This is a genomic window from Stenotrophomonas sp. PS02289 (assembly GCF_029960115.1).
GTDB lineage: Bacteria > Pseudomonadota > Gammaproteobacteria > Xanthomonadales > Xanthomonadaceae > Stenotrophomonas.
Genome location: NZ_JASCOZ010000011.1, coordinates 1 through 16,376, shown reverse-complemented (window position 1 = coordinate 16,376; position 16,376 = coordinate 1). Strand labels below are relative to the sequence as shown.

General features: G+C 65.1%; 16 protein-coding genes. 4 read left to right on the top strand and 12 right to left on the bottom strand.

Annotation, left to right across the window (positions count from 1 at the left end):
- Nucleotides 1-35 precede the first annotated feature (35 nt).
- Nucleotides 36-299: a hypothetical protein gene (locus tag QMX83_RS02965; RefSeq protein WP_282295152.1), complete on the bottom strand. Its 264-nt coding sequence runs from the start codon at nt 297-299 to the stop codon at nt 36-38.
- 86 nt (nt 300-385) lie between these two features.
- Entirely contained in the window at nt 386-1,210 is an 825-nt protein-coding gene (locus tag QMX83_RS02960) for an SDR family oxidoreductase (protein ID WP_282295151.1), read from the bottom strand.
- A gap of 98 nt (nt 1,211-1,308) precedes the next feature.
- Here QMX83_RS02960 and QMX83_RS02955 point away from each other — a divergent pair, with 98 nt between their 5' ends.
- A complete protein-coding gene (locus tag QMX83_RS02955; protein WP_282295150.1) occupies nt 1,309-2,220 on the top strand; it encodes a LysR family transcriptional regulator in 912 nt (303 codons plus the stop codon).
- 10 nt (nt 2,221-2,230) lie between these two features.
- On the opposite strand, the gene ltaE is transcribed toward QMX83_RS02955, so the two are convergent.
- The 6 genes from ltaE to msuE all read right to left on the bottom strand — a co-directional run bounded on the left by ltaE (nt 2,231) and on the right by msuE (nt 9,163).
- Entirely contained in the window at nt 2,231-3,259 is a 1,029-nt protein-coding gene (gene ltaE, locus QMX83_RS02950; protein WP_282295149.1) for a low-specificity L-threonine aldolase, read from the bottom strand.
- A 115-nt stretch (nt 3,260-3,374) separates the two neighbouring features.
- Nucleotides 3,375-3,920 (bottom strand): serine hydrolase domain-containing protein, encoded by a 546-nt coding sequence (locus tag QMX83_RS02945; RefSeq protein WP_282295148.1) that lies wholly within the window; start codon nt 3,918-3,920, stop codon nt 3,375-3,377.
- Between the two features lie 70 nt (nt 3,921-3,990).
- Entirely contained in the window at nt 3,991-6,213 is a 2,223-nt protein-coding gene (locus tag QMX83_RS02940; RefSeq protein WP_282295147.1) for a TonB-dependent receptor, read from the bottom strand.
- A gap of 301 nt (nt 6,214-6,514) precedes the next feature.
- On the bottom strand, nt 6,515-7,540 hold the full coding sequence (locus QMX83_RS02935) for a methionine synthase (protein WP_282295146.1): 1,026 nt from the start codon (nt 7,538-7,540) through the stop codon (nt 6,515-6,517).
- A gap of 9 nt (nt 7,541-7,549) precedes the next feature.
- Nucleotides 7,550-8,548 (bottom strand): DUF1852 domain-containing protein, encoded by a 999-nt coding sequence (locus QMX83_RS02930; protein WP_282295145.1) that lies wholly within the window; start codon nt 8,546-8,548, stop codon nt 7,550-7,552.
- A 33-nt stretch (nt 8,549-8,581) separates the two neighbouring features.
- Nucleotides 8,582-9,163, bottom strand: a complete 582-nt coding sequence (msuE, locus tag QMX83_RS02925) for an FMN reductase (protein ID WP_282295144.1) — start codon at nt 9,161-9,163, stop codon at nt 8,582-8,584.
- 76 nt (nt 9,164-9,239) lie between these two features.
- Between msuE and QMX83_RS02920 the strand changes: the two genes are divergently transcribed.
- Nucleotides 9,240-10,142 carry a LysR family transcriptional regulator gene (locus tag QMX83_RS02920; protein ID WP_282295143.1) on the top strand — a complete coding sequence of 301 codons (903 nt, stop codon included), beginning with the start codon at nt 9,240-9,242 and terminating at the stop codon, nt 10,140-10,142.
- A 21-nt stretch (nt 10,143-10,163) separates the two neighbouring features.
- On the opposite strand, the gene QMX83_RS02915 is transcribed toward QMX83_RS02920, so the two are convergent.
- Nucleotides 10,164-10,631, bottom strand: a complete 468-nt coding sequence (locus QMX83_RS02915) for a DUF6265 family protein (RefSeq protein ID WP_282295142.1) — start codon at nt 10,629-10,631, stop codon at nt 10,164-10,166.
- An 89-nt stretch (nt 10,632-10,720) separates the two neighbouring features.
- Between QMX83_RS02915 and QMX83_RS02910 the strand changes: the two genes are divergently transcribed.
- Nucleotides 10,721-11,608 (top strand): helix-turn-helix transcriptional regulator, encoded by an 888-nt coding sequence (locus tag QMX83_RS02910; protein WP_282295141.1) that lies wholly within the window; start codon nt 10,721-10,723, stop codon nt 11,606-11,608.
- Here the strand turns inward: QMX83_RS02910 and QMX83_RS02905 are convergent.
- From QMX83_RS02905 to QMX83_RS02895, 3 genes are all read right to left on the bottom strand, one after another.
- Nucleotides 11,563-12,186 (bottom strand): hypothetical protein, encoded by a 624-nt coding sequence (locus QMX83_RS02905; protein ID WP_282295140.1) that lies wholly within the window; start codon nt 12,184-12,186, stop codon nt 11,563-11,565. The two genes, QMX83_RS02910 and QMX83_RS02905, sit on opposite strands and share 46 nt — an antisense overlap.
- A 148-nt stretch (nt 12,187-12,334) precedes the next feature.
- Complete coding sequence (locus QMX83_RS02900; protein WP_282295139.1) at nt 12,335-13,717, bottom strand: aldehyde dehydrogenase family protein; 1,383 nt, start codon at nt 13,715-13,717, stop codon at nt 12,335-12,337.
- 15 nt (nt 13,718-13,732) lie between these two features.
- The gene (locus QMX83_RS02895; RefSeq protein WP_282295138.1) at nt 13,733-15,388 is read right to left on the bottom strand and encodes an acetolactate synthase large subunit; all 1,656 of its coding nucleotides are present in this window, start codon (nt 15,386-15,388) and stop codon (nt 13,733-13,735) included.
- 166 nt (nt 15,389-15,554) lie between these two features.
- Here QMX83_RS02895 and QMX83_RS02890 point away from each other — a divergent pair, with 166 nt between their 5' ends.
- Nucleotides 15,555-16,310 carry a hypothetical protein gene (locus QMX83_RS02890; protein WP_282295137.1) on the top strand — a complete coding sequence of 252 codons (756 nt, stop codon included), beginning with the start codon at nt 15,555-15,557 and terminating at the stop codon, nt 16,308-16,310.
- Nucleotides 16,311-16,376: the final 66 nt, after the last annotated feature.

The window sequence follows — 16,376 nt, the reverse complement described above, 5'->3', positions numbered from 1 at the left end:
ATCCGTGAAAGCCAAGCACGAAGGAAGTGGGCCGCTTATACCTCGTTGGCATTGCCAGGATCTCCGCCATAGCGCTCGGCCAGCTTTCCCTCGGGCGTGCAAACACCTATTTTCTGGAGAAAGCGCATCGCGCTATCCCGATCTTTGGTAATGTCTTGCACCATGCGATCGTAGGCTTCCTTCATGCATGGGTCTGAAAGCCTGACAATGCCGTTTTCATGCCAGCAGTTTGCATGGGGGTCTATGTGCGCTTTCTCCGCGAGTTGATTGCTCGTTGACATGCTGTCGCCCTCGATCATGGTTTCTGCTCAACTGTACGCTCGAACAGAATTTTTTCGAGAGGCGGAAGCGTCACATATTGAACAGATTCGCCCGTTCTTGCCCCTTACTCCCTGTCAGCCGAATAGGCCGCCCCCTTCCCAACCTGCAGATCTTCCATTCGGCCGCGCAGGGAACGCTCGATGTTCTCAAATGCCGCACTCCCCAACGCCAAGCGGCGGCGCGGCGTCGCCTCGCCTGCATAAGCGATCATGGCCGCGACCGTCCGCGCCGCATCACCCTTGATGGCGAAGCTGCCGTCGGCCACGCCGCGACGCACGTCCCCTGCGGGCGTGGCGTCATACACATCCATGACGGTGCCGTGGTCGAGTCCGGCGGCAAAGCCGGTGGCAGTCGGGCCTGGCTCGGCGATCAGCACTTCGATGCCGAACGGTAGTACCTCCTGCGCCACGGCTTCGAGGAAGCCCTCAATGCCCCACTTGCTGGCGTGGTAGAGACTGAAGTTCGGGTAGGCCACCTGCCCGCCTTCCGAGGAGACCTGCAGGATGCGGCCGCCACCCTGGGCACGCAGGTGCGGCAGCACCGCGCGAACGAGCTGGATCGATCCGGTCAGATTGGTTGCCAGTTGCCGCTCGATCTGCGCATCGCTTACTTCCTCAGCGGCTCCAAACAGGCCATAGCCGGCGTTGCTGACCACCACGTCGATTCGGCCACATGCTGCGAAGGCCTCGTCTACCGCCGACCGCAGGGAAGCTGTATCGGTGATGTCAAAGCCTGCCACCCGCAGACGGTCGCCGTGTGCCTGCTTGAGGTCTTCGAACGGCTCGGTGCGGCGGCCAGTGGCCACCACCCGGTCGCCGCGCTCAAGCAGTACGCGCGTCATCTGCAGCCCAAGGCCAGAGGATGCGCCAGTGATCAGCCAGGTCTTCATGGGGAACCTCGATTGGTGGGAGTACATGCAGGGTAAGCACCCAATGCTCACGTGATAAGCTGCACCAATCCGCATGTACTGGTGAATGGTATGCACCAATGACCGACATCAATCTTTCCGATCTGAAGGCCTTCTCGGCAGTAGCGCGGCACCGCAGCTTCCAGCGGGCAGCCGACGAGTTGGGCGTTTCGCGCTCATCGCTCAGCCACGCGGTGCGGGCTTTTGAACAGCGCCTGGGGGTGCGCCTGCTGCACCGGACCACCCGCAGTGTGGCCACGACCGAGATCGGTGAGGCGCTTTTGCAGCGGCTGAGCCCTCTGTTGCTGGAGCTTGATGCCACCCTGGACGAAGTGCGTCACGGAAGCGAGAACGTCGCCGGCACCCTGCGCATCAACGCCGGTGCCGGCGCGGCACGCTGGCTGTTGGAGCACGTGGCCCCAACCTTCCTGCAGCGGCACCCGCATGTCGCGCTGGACATCGTCAGCGAGGGCCGGTTGGTGGACATCATTGCCGAGGGCTTCGATGCCGGCGTTCGGCTGGCCGAAACGGTGCCCAAAGATCTGGTGGCGGTGCCGCTTGGCGGTGCCATTCGATTCATTGCGGTAGCCTCGCCGGCCTATCTGTCCGCCGCAGGCGCGCCCGCCACCCCGGAAGATCTGCATGCACACCGCTGTATTCGGCAGCGACTGCCCAGCGGCAAGCGTTATCGCTGGGAGTTTTCCAAAGGCCCCCACGAAGTGGCGATTGATGTGCCGGGTGCCCTGAGTCTCGACGACAGTGCCTTGATGGTGGATGCGGCGATCAACGGACTGGGCATCGCCTTCGTGCCCGAGCCTTTTGCACGTGCGGCGTTGGATGACGGCCGCCTGGAACTGCTACTGGAGGATTGGTCACCGCCATTTGACGGGCTGTGTCTGTACTACGCGAGTTGGCGACACGTGCCGGCTCCGTTGAAGGCGTTTGTTGCCGTGGTGCGTGAGCAGTCCGGTGCCGTCATCAGGTCATCCTGACGCGCTGGGTTCAGCCGGCAATCGCCCCTGCAATCACGGCAACCACCTTGTCGATGGCATCACGGTCGACCTGCCAATGCGTGACCAGCCGCATCTTGCCGCCATAGGGGCCATTGGCGCGGATGCCCTGCGCGGCCAGTGCGGCGGTGAGCTGGTCTGAATCAACGGATACCGGCAGCGCGAACCAGACCATGTTGATGTGCACGTCGTCCGAGTCGACGGAGACGCCGGGTATGGCGGCCAGACGCTCGGCCAGGTAGCGGGCGTTGGCGTGGTCTTCGCCGAGCCGCTTTGTCATTTCGGTCAGGGCGAGGATGCCCGGTGCCGCCAGCACACCGGCCTGCCGCCAGCCACCGCCGAGCAGCTTGCGGTTGTAGCGGGCGCGCTTGGTGAAGTCTGCCGGGCCGGCCAGGATCGAGCCCACCGGCGCGGCGAGGCCTTTGGACAGGCAGCACATCACGGTGTCGACGTGCTGGGTGATGTCCTTGACGTCGCAGCCGAGGTGGGTGGCGGCGTTGAAGACGCGGGCACCGTCCAGGTGGATGGGAATGCTGTGCCGGCGGGCAATCGCGGAAGTCTCGGCCATGGTCGCCAGCGGTATCACCCGGCCGTTGCCGTGCGCGTTCTCGAGGCAGATCAAGCCGGTGCGGGGAATGTGGATGTCCTCCCCTACCCGGATGCGGGCTTCGATTTCCTTCGGCGGGACCACGCCGCGGTCGCTGGCGATGGTGCGCAGTTGTACGCCGCTGATGACCGCCGCCGCGCCGTTTTCGTGCCAGACCAGGTGCGAGTCGTCGCCGGCGATCACCTCGTCACCGCGCCGGCAGTGGGTGAACACGGCCAACTGGTTGCCGAATACGCCGGCTGGGACGAACAGGGCCGCCTCTTTGCCGAGCATGTCGGCCGCCAGGCGCTCCAGCTCGATCACCGTGGGGTCGTCGCCGTAGACGTCGTCGCCGACCTCGGCCGATGCCATGGCAGCGCGCATTGCGGGGGTGGGATGGGTGACGGTGTCGCTGCGAAGGTCGATCCACTGCATGTTCGAGGTGTCTGGCTGCGTGAGTACCGTGGAAGTATCGCCCAATCCGGACGTAGAGCGGGGCTCTGCCCCGCTGGTAGGGTCAGCGCGAAGAGCAGCCGGGCAGAGCCCGGCTCTACAGAGCCGCATCCTTAGTGGTCAGCGGGGCCATGCGTGCGGCGGAAGATTGTGCATCGCGCCGGGCCAGGTGCTTGCGGTCCGCGCGGAAGAAGCGCCAGTTGGGAAATCCACTGGTGTGGTTGAGGGCCTGGCGCGCCGTGAGTGCGTGGCGAAGTGGGTCATGGGCGACGTCCGGGTCGACCCAGTAGTTTGAAAGCGGCTCATCCAGGTTCAACTGCCCGCTGTCGGCGAGACGCAGCACGGTTTCGGCGACCACGGGCTTGGTGAGCGAGGCGACGTTGAAGCGGGTCTGCGCGCTCGCGGCTACGCCGGGTGACTCCTCCCCGGCGTAGTGCGACCAGACCAGCTCGCCGCCTCGGATGACGCCGAAGCCTGCGGTAATGATGCGGTGCTCGCGGAGGATCGCATCCAACCGGGCGGTGGCTTCCGGGTCGGGAATCGCCACTGCTGGTGCGGTGTCCCTGGCCGGAGCCGTAATCGGTTGGTCGACGGTTGCGCACGCCGTCAGGGCCAGCAGGATGGCCGTCATGATATGCCGCATGGATTCCCCCAACGTTCGCCTTGTTACGCGCTTTGATGCGAGCTGGGGGTGCGAGGGTTTAGGCGCGTTGCTAGAAGGTGTAGCGCACCCCGAGCACCATGCTGCGGCCGCGCAGGGGTGATTGGTCCTTGACGAAGGAGGTATGCACGTACGCCTCTTTATTCAGCAGGTTGGTCGCCCGGATGTAGAACTCGGCGGCCTGCCGCCCGGTCAGCTCCAGGCGATACGCGAACGTGGCGTTGAGCATGTCGTAACCCTGGGTGCGCGTCTCGTAGGAGGCGATCCGGTTCTGCGCGTAGGTGTGGTAGTACTCGGCGTCCAGCGAGTACGGGCCACTGGACCAGGCGTGGCGCACGCCGAGGCGTCCCGGGGGAATGCGCGGCAGGTTGTCGTCCTCGCTCTTGAGGTCGGCGCGCACGTAGTCCCCGAACAGCGTGGTGCGATGGCCGGCACCGTACTGCAGGCTGATCTGGCCGTCGACGCCCTTCAGGGTTGCGTCGGCAGCGGTATACAACAGGTAGTTGTGCGGTACACCGGTTGCATTCTCGGTTTCGATCAGGCGCGCGAACACATAATCCTTGATGTCCTGGTGGAACACGCCAACCTCGTACTCCAGCACGCCGCCGACCTTGCGGAAGGTCAGGTCCACGGACCGGGTGGTTTCCAGTACGTCGGTGCGGCTGTCGGGGAAGGTGTCGGACACGCTGCCGGAGCGCACCAGGCCTACTTCATAGCTGTTGGAGGCCAGATTGTTGCCGTAGGCGTAAAGCTCGCGGACGCTGGGGGCACGTTCAGTGCGCGCGACGTTCAGTGAAGCCGAGTAGCCGTCACGGATGTTCCAGGTGGCACCCATCGACGCGGAGAACGGATTCTGGCGCGTGGTCGGATTGTTCTTCTGGAAGATCGCCACGTCCGATTCCCGAATGACGTTCTTCCAATCCGGGCCGTACCAGCCGGCGAACAGCTCCTCATAGAACGGCGTGAAGTTGACCCGGAACTCCGGCACGGGCACATGGATGTCGCGCCAATCCTTGCGCACGCCGATATCCAGATCGATCGGGCCGAACGAGCGCGACTCGCTGAGGAAGAGGGCCTTGTTGCGGGTCTTCTGGTAGTTCGGCGGCACGAAGCCGTACCCGTTGTCGGGGAACGGCACATGCAAATTGTTGACGTTGAGGCCGCCGAACGTGCCTTCGGTGTAGTGCACCCCAAACGTACCGGTGAAACCGAACATCGGCTGGTGGGTCAGCTCGATGCGACCATCATCCACCTTGTTGGTGTAACGGTTGAACAGTGCCGGGCCGTCGACCTCGTCGTGCTGGTAGTCGGTGTGCGAAAGCCGCAGGCGGACATGGGCGAACCCTGGCAGCGGGTCGTCATAGTCGGCGCGGATGTCGGTGCGCTCGCTGCGCACTTTGATGTAGGCGGTATGGTCGTCGGACGAGCCGAACGGGTCATCATACGACCCGTGCGCCTCGCAGTGCAGATCGATGCCGTGGGTGTGGCAGACCCCATTTTTGTGCGAATGCCCGGGCAGGCCGTACTTGCTGTCCTGACGAGTGAACGCGGCGCCGATATAGCCGCGTTCCGTGATCCACGATGCGCCCGCCGAGGCGGTGGTGCCTTCGGCGAAGGAATCCTTGAGGGTGCCACCGGGAATATCGTAGTCATCGGCGTTGTGGCGGGCAACTTCGGCATGCAGGCCCACCTGCCCTACCCCTGCGGTAATGCGGCCGACGCCGGTCTTTTCCTGGTCACCGGAGCCAAGGCGCACTTCCGCGGCGCCGGTCACGCCGTTCTCGGACAGCCGGGTGGGAATGCGGCCGTCGATCAGGTTGACTGCACCATTCATGGCGTTGCCGCCATACAGTACGGCGGCTGGACCGCGGATCACTTCAATGGAATCCAGCAGCAAGGGGTCGGTACCGATGGCATGGTCCGGTGACACCGAGGAGGCGTCGAACACGGTGGCACCGTCGGACAGGATCTCAATGCGTGGCAGGGTCTGGCCGCGGATCACAGGGCGCGACGCGCCGCCGCCGAAGTTGTCCAGATGCACGCCGGGAAGACCAGCCAGGGTTTCGCCCAGTCCGCCTTGGCGTCGGTGTACCAGCGCGTCACCGCTGAGGATGTCGGTGGGCAGTGGTGCCAGGACGGTTCTTCTGCCCTTCTCTGCGGTGACCCGCAGTTCGTCGAGTTCAACCGGGGTGCGGGTTGCTGCGTCCTCCGCGAAGGCGCAGGCGGGGGCGAACATCAGGCTGGCAATGGCGGACGACAGGACGCGGTGCTTCATCGGGCTCGTTCGAGAAGGTTTGAATGTAATAGCATAACATCACATTCACGTCAGCCGGTTGCGCCGGGTGCCAGGCATCCGCGTAGAGCGGGGCTTGCCCCGCTGGGTAGGTACGAGCGAAGAGCAGCCGGGCAAGCCCGGCTCTACGGGACCATCGCTTGTCCGAGCCAATGTCGGTCGTCCGAGCCAATTTCGATTGTCCCACCGAGCGTCGGTTGTCCAATCCAGCGTCGGATGCCCGACCAAGCGCCGATCGTCCGAGCGGGCGCGCAGGTTCAAACGGACGTCGCCCCGAGCGACGTTAAAGCTCGGCGCGGATGATGGCGGCACCGGCGGCGAGCGCATGCAGCTTGCCGCGGGCGACGCTGCGGGCCAATGGAGCCATGCCGCAGTTGGTGCTGGGGTACAGCTTGTCCGCGTCCACGAACTTCAGGGCCTTGCGCAGGGTGTTGGCCACCTCCTCTGCCGTTTCCACCGTATTGGACGCCACATCAATGGCCCCGACCATCACCTTCTTGCCGCGCACCAGTTCGATCAGATCAATCGGCACGTGCGAGTTGTGGCATTCCAGCGAAATGATGTCGAGGTTGGACTGCTGCAGCTTGGGGAACGACTCCTCGTACTGCCGCCACTCGGAACCGAGGGTCTGCTTCCAGTCGGTGTTGGCCTTGATGCCATAGCCGTAGCAGATGTGCACGGCGGTCTCGCACTTCAGTCCTTCAATGGCACGCTCCAGCGCGGCCACGCCCCAGTCGTTGACCTCATCGAAGAACACATTGAAGGCCGGCTCGTCGAACTGGATGATGTCCACGCCGGCAGCTTCCAGCTCACGCGCTTCCTGGTTGAGGATCTTCGCGAACTCCCAGGCGAGCTTCTCGCGGCTCTTGTAATGGGCATCGTACAGGGTGTCGATCATGGTCATCGGACCCGGCAGCGCCCACTTGATCGGCTGCGAGGTCTGCTGGCGCAGAAACGTCGCATCGTCGACGAACACCGGCTTGGGCCGGCTCACCGCGCTGACCACGGTGGGAACGCTGGCGTCGTAGCGGTTGCGGATGCGCACGGTTTCGCGCTTCTCGAAGTCAACGCCGCTCAGGTTCTCGATGAAGGTGGTCACGAAATGCTGGCGGGTCTGTTCACCGTCACTGACGATATCGATGCCGGCGTGCTGCTGCTCCTGCAGCGACAGGCGCAATGCGTCCTGCTTGGCTTCGATCAGGGCCTCGCCTTCCAGCTTCCAGGGCGACCAGAGTTTCTCGGGTTCGGCCAGCCACGAAGGCTTAGGCAGGCTTCCGGCGGTCGAGGTGGGCAGCAGTGTGTTCGTCATGTGCGTTGTTCAGGCCTTTGCGGTGGGTGCGGACCAGTTGGCGGCCCATTGGTTGAGCGTGGTCTGGTGCGGTTTGATGAAGTGTTCTTCGGTGAAGCGGCCCTGGGTGACGGCCAGCTGGCTGCGTTCTTCGCGGTCGTAGACGATGCGCGTGGCTGAGTAGTCCTGGTGCTTAAGGCTGGGCTGATAGACCTTTCCGGCGGTGGAGTTCGCGTTGTAGATCTCCGGACGGTAGATCTTCTGGAAGGCCTCCATGGTGGCGATGGTGGCGATCAGTTCGGCGTTGCTGTAGTCAGCCAGCAGGTCTCCCTGGAAGTAGAACGCCAGCGGTGCCACACTGCGCGGCGGCATGAAGTAGCGCACCTGCAGTCCCATCTTGCCGAAGTACTCGTCAGTCGGTGAGAACTCGCTCTGCTTGTATTCCACGCCGAGAATGGGGTGATGGTTCTCGCTGCGGTGGTAGGTCTTGCTGCTGGACACGCTGATGCAGATCACCGGGGCCTTGGCAAAGCTGGAGCGGTAGGCCTCTGAGTCGAGGAAATGCCGGAACAGCTTGCCATGCAGGTCGCCGAAGTCCTCCGGGGCGGAGAAGGTCGCCCTGCCCTCGTTGTGCTGCGGCAGCACCACGCTGAAGTCGTAGTCGCGCACGTAGGAGGAGAAGTTGTTGCCGACGATGCCGTCAACGCGCGCACCGGTGTGCTTGTCCACGATGGTGGTCTTGAGCATTTCGATCAGGGGGAACGCCTCGCCCTCGCCGGTCGCGCCCACGTGCATCTCCACCGAAACGATGTCCAGCTCGACGGCATAGCGGTCGCCGTTGGGGTTGTCCCAATGCGCCAGGTCGTTGTACCGGTTGTCGATCATCCTGAGCGTGTTGCGCAGGTTTTCCTGGCGGCGCTCGCCCCGGGCCAGGTTGGCGAAGTTGGTGGTAATGCGGGTGCCATCGGCCGGAAGGTAGTTCTCGTCGAAGGCGATGCGCTTGATGCTGAAGGTGAAGTCGTTGCTCATGGTGACCTGGGGGCGTCCGGAGAGGAGTGAGGTTCAGGCGACTGCTGCGGTGTGCCGGGCGTCGCGGTCGGTGCGGGCAGCCAGCTCCAGCAGCGGAAGGCTCCGCTGCACGGCCAGCGCGGAACGCTGCAGCAGCGCCTCGTTGTGCACGCGGCCGTCGTGAAAATCGCTATCGGTGGCGTAGACGCCGAGCGGCAAGGTGCGTGCCTGGAAGAAGCTGAACAATGGGCGCAGCTGGTGGTCGATCACCAGCGAGTGCCGCTCGCTGCCACCGGTGGCGGCCAGCAGAATCGGGGTATCGACCAGCGCGTCCTGGTCGATGAAGTCGAAGAAGTGCTTGAACAGGCCGGTGTAGGAGCCCCTGTAGACCGGGGTCGCCACGACCAGCACATCGGCCTGCTCCACCGCCACCAGTTCCCGTTCCACGCTGGCCGGCAACTGGTTGCGCCAAGTGGCACCGGCCAGGTGTGGGGCCACCTGGCCCAGCTCGACCAGGTGGGGGTGGCAGGCAAGCTGCTCCCCGATCAATTGCATCAGGTGCTGGCACAGGCTGGCGGCCCGGGAGGAGCGCTGCAGGCCGCCGGAGACGGCGACAACATGGAGAGGACGTGTCATCCAATCGATGCTAGTGACCCATTCACATGACGTAAAATGGTATTACTTCACGTATCCATGAGTGGGATTCATCGTCATGTTGGAGCGCATCCACCTCAGCATCGTGCAACAGGTCGAACAGCAGGGGTCGCTGACCGCTGCCGCCGGCGTGCTCAACCTGACCCAGTCGGCCCTGAGCCACAGCATGAAAAAGCTGGAGCAGCAGCTCGGCACCCAGGTCTGGCTGCGGGAGGGGCGAAGTCTGCGCCTGACCCAGGCCGGGCAGTACCTGCTGGCAGTCGCCAACCGGGTGTTGCCGCAGCTGGATCTGGCCGAGGAGCGCCTGGGCCAGTTCGCCCAAGGCGAGCGCGGTGCGCTGCGCATCGGCATGGAATGCCACCCCTGTTACCAGTGGCTGCTGAAGATTGTCTCGCCGTACCTCGCCGCGTGGCCCGACGTGGATGTGGATGTGAAGCAGAAGTTCCAGTTCGGCGGGATCGGGGCGCTGTTCGGCTACGAGATCGACCTGCTGGTCACGCCGGACCCGCTGCTCAAGCCGGGGCTGAGCTTCGTTCCGGTGTTCGATTACGAGCAGGTCCTGGTGGTGGCCAAGGACCATCGACTGGCCAAGGCGACCTTTCTCGAGCCGCAGCAGCTGACCCAGGAAGTGCTGATCAGCTACCCGGTGCCGTTCGAGCGGCTGGACATCTACAACCAGTTCCTGCTGCCGGCCGGGGTCAGTCCCCGACGCCACAAAGCGATTGAGACCACCGACATCATGATGCAGATGGTGGCCAGCGGGCGCGGCGTGGCAGCGATGCCGCGCTGGCTGGTGGAGGAGTACGCCGCGAAGATGGCGGTGGTGCCGGTGAGGCTGGGGCCGAACGGCATTCCCAAGCAGATCTATCTCGGTGCGCGCGAGGCGGATACCGGGGTGGATTATCTTCGGGCATTCGTGGAGCTGGCCAGCCACAGCGCGGAGACCGTACGCGTCTCGTAGAGCGGGGCTCTGCCCCGCTGATCAGCGGGACGGTGCGCAGCGTCGATAGTCGAAGGGAATCTCCATCCGCTTCCCGTCCTCGCCCGGCCCGGAGATGGACGCCTTCAGTTCATCTCCCTCGCGCCGGTACGCGATCCGGTTCGGGAAGTCGTGCGCGGCGTTCTCGAACACCGCCCAGCCCTCCCCTTGGCTGGCAACGGTGAACACGGTGGGCGCCACCCCATTCGGCTGTACATGGAACCCCGCGCCCTGCCCGACCGCCACCAGTCGCATGAATTCGAACGACTCCGTGCGGCCGTCACGCAGCGTGCGGGACATGCCCAACAGCGTCCCGCCGGCCTCGGGTAGCCAGACTTCCTCGATCTGCCGCCCTTCGCGCTCACCGCACCAGTGGCCGGCCAACCAGTCAAATTGCGCGCGGGCCGGCGTCGCTGCCGTTGCGGCCATGGCCAGGCCTGAGCCAAGCACTGCGGCGGAGATCCTGATCATGTCCGAGCGTCCTGAGGGAAGTATCCACAATCTAGCGGGACCCGACTGCCGCCGCTTGTAAAAATGCGCAGCCTGCGGTCCGATGGCGCATGGACTACATCGAGCACCCTGCCCCGGAGGATCTACGCCGCTATGTGCGGTGCCTGTGGCAGTTGCGCGATGACGCGCCGGGCGACGACATCCAGGTGATCTACCCGGACGGATGCTGTGAGCTGTTGGCCGAACTGGGCGTTCCGTTACGCATGCATGCGGCAGACGGCCAGGTCCGTTCCGATCAGCCCTTCTGCTTCGCCGCGCAGCAGCGCGGACCCGTGCGCCTGCAGGCCGCTGGTCCGGTGTTCTGTATCGGTGTTCGTCTGCAGCCAGCGGCCAGTGCGCTGGTGGCCGGTGCACGGCTCCCCGGTCTGCGCGACCACGCGCCAGACCTGCATACGCTTGACGACACCTTTGCCCGCGCATTTGCAGCCGCGGCGCGAGCCAGTGCCGCGGCCGATGATCCTGAGCCGCTATGGCAGTTTCTACGTCAGGCATGCGCCGATTTCACGATGGATGCAAAGATCGAGAAGGCGGTCGCCCTGCTCGATGCGGCGGCGGGCGATATGCGGATCAGCGCGCTGGCCAAGTCCTTGGGCATTTCGTTACGCACCCTGCAGCCGCGCTTTCTCGCCGCTGTGGGTATGACACCCAAGGAGTACGCACGTGTCCGGCGACTGCAGGCCTTGCTGCAGTCACTGGATGAGGAACACGCGGACATTGCAACTGCGGCAGCCCGTCATGGCTACAGCGACCAGTCCCACGCCACGCATGATCTGGTGCGCTGGACCGGCAGCACCCCCGGCGCGCTGGTGCAGGCGCTGCGGGGCGATCGTGATGGTGATGACGCGCTGCGCCTGGCGGCGGCGTTTGTACGGGGCACCAGTGAAAGGCGCAATCAGGGGCTGGCACGACGGATACCCAAGGCGACGGCCTGGGTATAGGAGATGCGCAGCAGGTCACCGCGCTTCACCTTGGGCAGTTTGGCGCGCAGGTCCGGACGTTCGACCGCGATGAGCTGGGTGTTGCCGCTTTCCCCGCGCAGGGCGATCGTACCGCGCTCCGGATTGACCGCCGCCACTTCAGTGACGAGGCTGATGGTGTTGGAGCGCGCGCCGCCAGGAATGCTGCCGCGCTTGGGCACGGTGCGGGACTGGGTGGCGGTTGCGCCCAGGGGTGCACTGCCTGCAGGCTCCAGTTCCAGTGCGACGGCAGCGCGATAGTCCAGAGCGACCTGGTCACCTACTTTCAACTGGCTGAAGTTGCGGATGTCCGGGCCAGCCACGATGTCCACGCTGCTGCCATCGGTGCCGGTGACCGTGACTTCGCGGGTGCTGGCGTTGAGCGCGGTGATCCGCCCCTGCAGGGTGGCGCTGGTGGACGCGGCGGTGACCGGGCCTGGGACGTCGCGCGGCGGCGGGGGCGGCGTGTCGGCCGTTGAGGCAGAGGTGGTCTGGCAAGCGGCGGCGGCCAGGGCGAGGATGAGCAGTGTGGAGGGGGACGTCAGGACGGGCTTGCGCATGAGGTGCTCCAGGTGGGCTCGTGGCCGGTACCTGGTATTGCAGCAGGTGCGCTGGACCGGTGCGCCAGTAGAGTTACTGGCGCTTGGGCCGAAAAGATACCGCCTGGGGTGGGTTTTTCAGCCACGCAGGGCGTGGCTCTACAGGTGCTCAGGTGCGGCGCATCAGGATCATCTTTTCCTGCGACATGTCACGCATGGTGTACGGGATGCCGCCGGTGCCGTAGCCGGATTCGCGCCGGCCGGCGAAGGGCATCCAGTCGGTGCGGAACGCGGTGGGGTCGTTGATCATCACCGCCGAGGCATCCAGACGGTTGGCGGCGCGCATGGCGACGTCGATGTCCTGGGCGAAGATGCTGGACTGGAAAGCGGTCGGCAGCGAATTGGCGCGCGCGATGGCCTCGTCCAGTTCGCTGTAGCGATAGACCGCCACCACGGGGCCAAACACTTCCTGCGTGGTGACCCGGGCATCGGCCGCGGGATTGAGCAGCACGGTCGGCTCCAGCGTGGTTTCTGAAAGGCGCTTGCCGCCGGTGGCAAGCTTCGCGCCGCCCTTCACCGCTTCGTCGATCCACTCGGCGACCCGGTCGGCCTCACGGATCTGGATCAGCGGGCCGACCTCGGTGTCCTTCAGGGTGGGATCGCCGGTGCGCAACTTCTCCACGCGTGCGATCAACGCCTGGGTGAAGTCGTCGGCGATGGCGTCGTGCACGAAGATGCGCTGGGTGGACACGCACACCTGCCCGGCATGGTAGTAACCGCCTTTGACGATGGGCTCGATGATCTTGCCCAGGTCCGCGCTGCGGTCGACGATGGCCGGTGCCACGCCACCGTGCTCCAGTGCGGAACGTGCGCCATGGGCCAGCTTGGAATGCAGCGACCAGCCCACCTTTGCCGAGCCGATGAAGCTCAGGAAGGCCACGCGCTTGTCCGTGGCCAGCGCCTCGGCCAGTGCGTTGCCGTCCGGCAGGAAGGTCTGCGCCCAGGGTTCCGGCAGGCCGGCTTCGTGCGCCATCGCCACGAACTCCAGGCAGGACAGCGGTGTCGCCGACGCCGGCTTGATGATGACCGGGCAACCGACCGCGATGGCCGGTGCCACCTGGTGAACGATGAGGTTCAACGGATGGTTGAAGGCCGAAATCGCCGCCACGACGCCGATGGGCTCGCGGGTGGTGAACGCCCAGCGGTTCTCGGCTGCGGCCGAGAGCCCCATCGGAATCTCGCGCCCCGCGAAATTACGCAGTTCGTCGGCGGCGTTGTGCACGCCGTCGATGGCGCGGTTGGTTTCAACAATCGCATCCGGCAGCGGCTTGCCGCCTTCGCGGGCGATCTGCATCGCCAGATGGTCGCGCTTGGCCTCCATCAACGCGGCGAGCCGGCGCAGGATGGCAATGCGCTGGTGCGGCGGGAGCCAGCCATCTCGGTCCTTGAAGGCGCGCTGGGCGTTGCTGAGCTTGCGCTCCAGGTCGGCAGCGGTGTCGAAGGGGACTTCCGCGATCGGGGCGCGGTCGAAGGCTTGTACTACGGTCAGCATGGGGGTTTCCTTTAATTACGCACAGCCGACATCGGGCGTGCGGTTGCGCAGCTCGTTGACGAGTACGCGGGTGTTTTCGGAGTAGTCGATGGGCACGTCCAGCAGGTGTACGCCACCGCCGGCGAAGGCCGCGTCGATGGATGGCACCAGGTCTTCCACTGCGGTCACCCGGGTACCCTTGGCACCGTAGGCTTCGGCATAGCGCACAAAGTCCGGATTGCCAAAGCGCATGCCGAAGTCCTCGAAGCCATCCACCGCCTGCTTCCAGCGGATCATGCCGTAGGCGCTGTCGTTGAGGATCAGCACCACCAGATTCAGGCCCAACCGGACGGCGGTTTCCATCTCCTGCGAGTTCATCATGAAGCCGCCGTCACCGCAGACGGCCAGCACGCGGCGCTCGGGATACAGGATGGAGGCCATCATCGCCGACGGCAGCCCGGCGCCCATGGTGGCGAGCGCGTTGTCGAGCAGCAGCGTGTTGGCCACATGCGTGCGGTAGTTGCGGGCGAACCATATCTTGTACATGCCGTTGTCGAGACAGACGATGCCGTCTTCGGGCATGGCCTGGCGCACGTCGTTCACCAGCCGCTGCGGAGTGACCGGGAAGCGGTCCTCCTCGGCACGGTCGTTGAGGCGGGCCAGGATCTTCTGGCGCAGCTCCATCATGCCGGCGTCTTCGGTGAGCTTGCCTTCGAGCCGGTCCGCGAGCGCGCCGACCGTGCTGCCAATGTCGCCCAGCACCTCGATATCGGGCTGGTAGACCTGCTCCACGGTGGCCGACTGGAAGCCGACATGGACCACCTTGGGGCCGCCGCCGCTCTTCATCAGGAACGGGGGTTTTTCGACCGTATCGTGGCCGATGGCGACGATCAGGTCGGCCCGTGCGACCGCCTCGTGCACGTAGTCGCCTTCCGAGAGTGCGGCGGTGCCCATGTACAGGTTGGAGCCACCCGTCACCGCGCCCTTCCCCATCTGGGTATTGAAGAACGGCAGCCGCGTGCGCGTCACGAAGGCGGACAGCGCGTCGGCCAGCCAGGGTCGGCTGCCGGCGGCACCGATCATCACCAGTGGGCGCTTGGCTGCGAGGATGGCCGCCGCTGCACGGTCCAGTGCGGCAGCGGGGGCGACCGGGCGCTCCAGCGGATGCACCGGTACGACCGGAACGGCGTCGACCTCTTCGCCGGCGATGTCCTCCGGCAGCTCCAGATGCACCGGGCCGGGGCGCTCTTCCATGGCGACCCGGAAGGCATCGCGCACGGTTGCAGGGATGGCGGCCGCGTTGACGATCTGGCGGGTCATCTTGGTCAGTGGCTTCATCGACGCCACGATGTCCACGATCTGGAACCGTGCCTGCTTGGCGCTCATGACCGCCTTCTGGCCGGTGATGAGGATCAGTGGCCATGCGCCCAGATGGGCGTAGGCGGCACCGGTGGAGAAGTTCAGCGCGCCGGGGCCGAGGGTGGCCAGGCAGACCCCGGGCCGACCGGTGAGCCGCCCGTGGGTGGCGGCCATGAAGGCGGCCGCCTGTTCATGTCGGGTCAGGACCAGCTCGATGCGGGAATTGCGGAGGGATTCGAGGAAGTCGAGGTTTTCCTCGCCTGGAACGCCGAAGATGCGATCAACGCCTTCGTTTTCCAGTGCGGCTACCAGTAAATCCGAGCCCTTGGGCATGGTTTCGGTCCTTTTGGAGGATGCGAAGGACTATACCCCTGCCCCTGTCGCGACGGCGGCAACAGAGTGTTCCCGCCTGCGCTCACGCGTTCTGCTTGGCCCAGCAGATGTCAGAGCGACCGGGAACGCCTATAGTGCGCCTCAACAACGGACACGGCGGATCAACATGCCTTTCATTGGAATCGGACTCCACGTACTTGCGGCCATCTTCTTCGCAGTACACGCCGTCCGCTCAGGTCAGAACCTCTATTGGCTGCTTCTCCTTTTCATGTTCCCGCTGCTAGGGAGTGTTGTTTACTTCTTTGCCATCTACCTGCCAGAAATCCGCTACTCGCGTGGTGCCCGGCAGGTGGCGCGCGCGGCGAACCAGTTGATCAATCCAGGCCGGGAGCTGCGCCAGGCACGGGAGCAGCTGGCGCATGCGCCTACCCTGCAGAACCGGGTCCATCTGGCCACGATGCTGCTGGAGTCGGGACAGGCGCAGGAGGCGCGTCCGCTGTTTGAGCAGGCGGCCAGTTCGCCGCTGGGCGACGAACCTCATATCCTGACCGGGCTGGCGCAGGCGCGGCTGGAGTCCGGAGAGCCGCAGCTTGCGGTGGAGGCGATGGAGGGTCTGTTTGCGCGTCGCCCGGAGATGCGTCGCAAGCCGCAGCCTGCGCTGCTGTATGCCGAAGCACTGGCGGCTTCTGGAGCTCTCGGGGCGCGCGCGGCGTTCGAGCATGCGGTGGAGTGCGGGAACGAGCCGGCGGCGCGCTGCCGCTATGCCGATTGGCTGTTGAGTCAGGCCGATGCGGCGGATCGGGAGCAGGCGCGTTCGCTGTATGCGGGCATTATTGATGATGCCCGCCAATGGACGCGCTTTGCACGTGACCACAATGCCGTGTGGCTTGAACGCGCCAAAGCGGCAATGAAGGGGGCGTAGAGCCACGCCCTGCGTGGCTGCGCGTTGCCAGAGTGGGTCGAAGCCACGCAGGGCGTGGCTCTACGT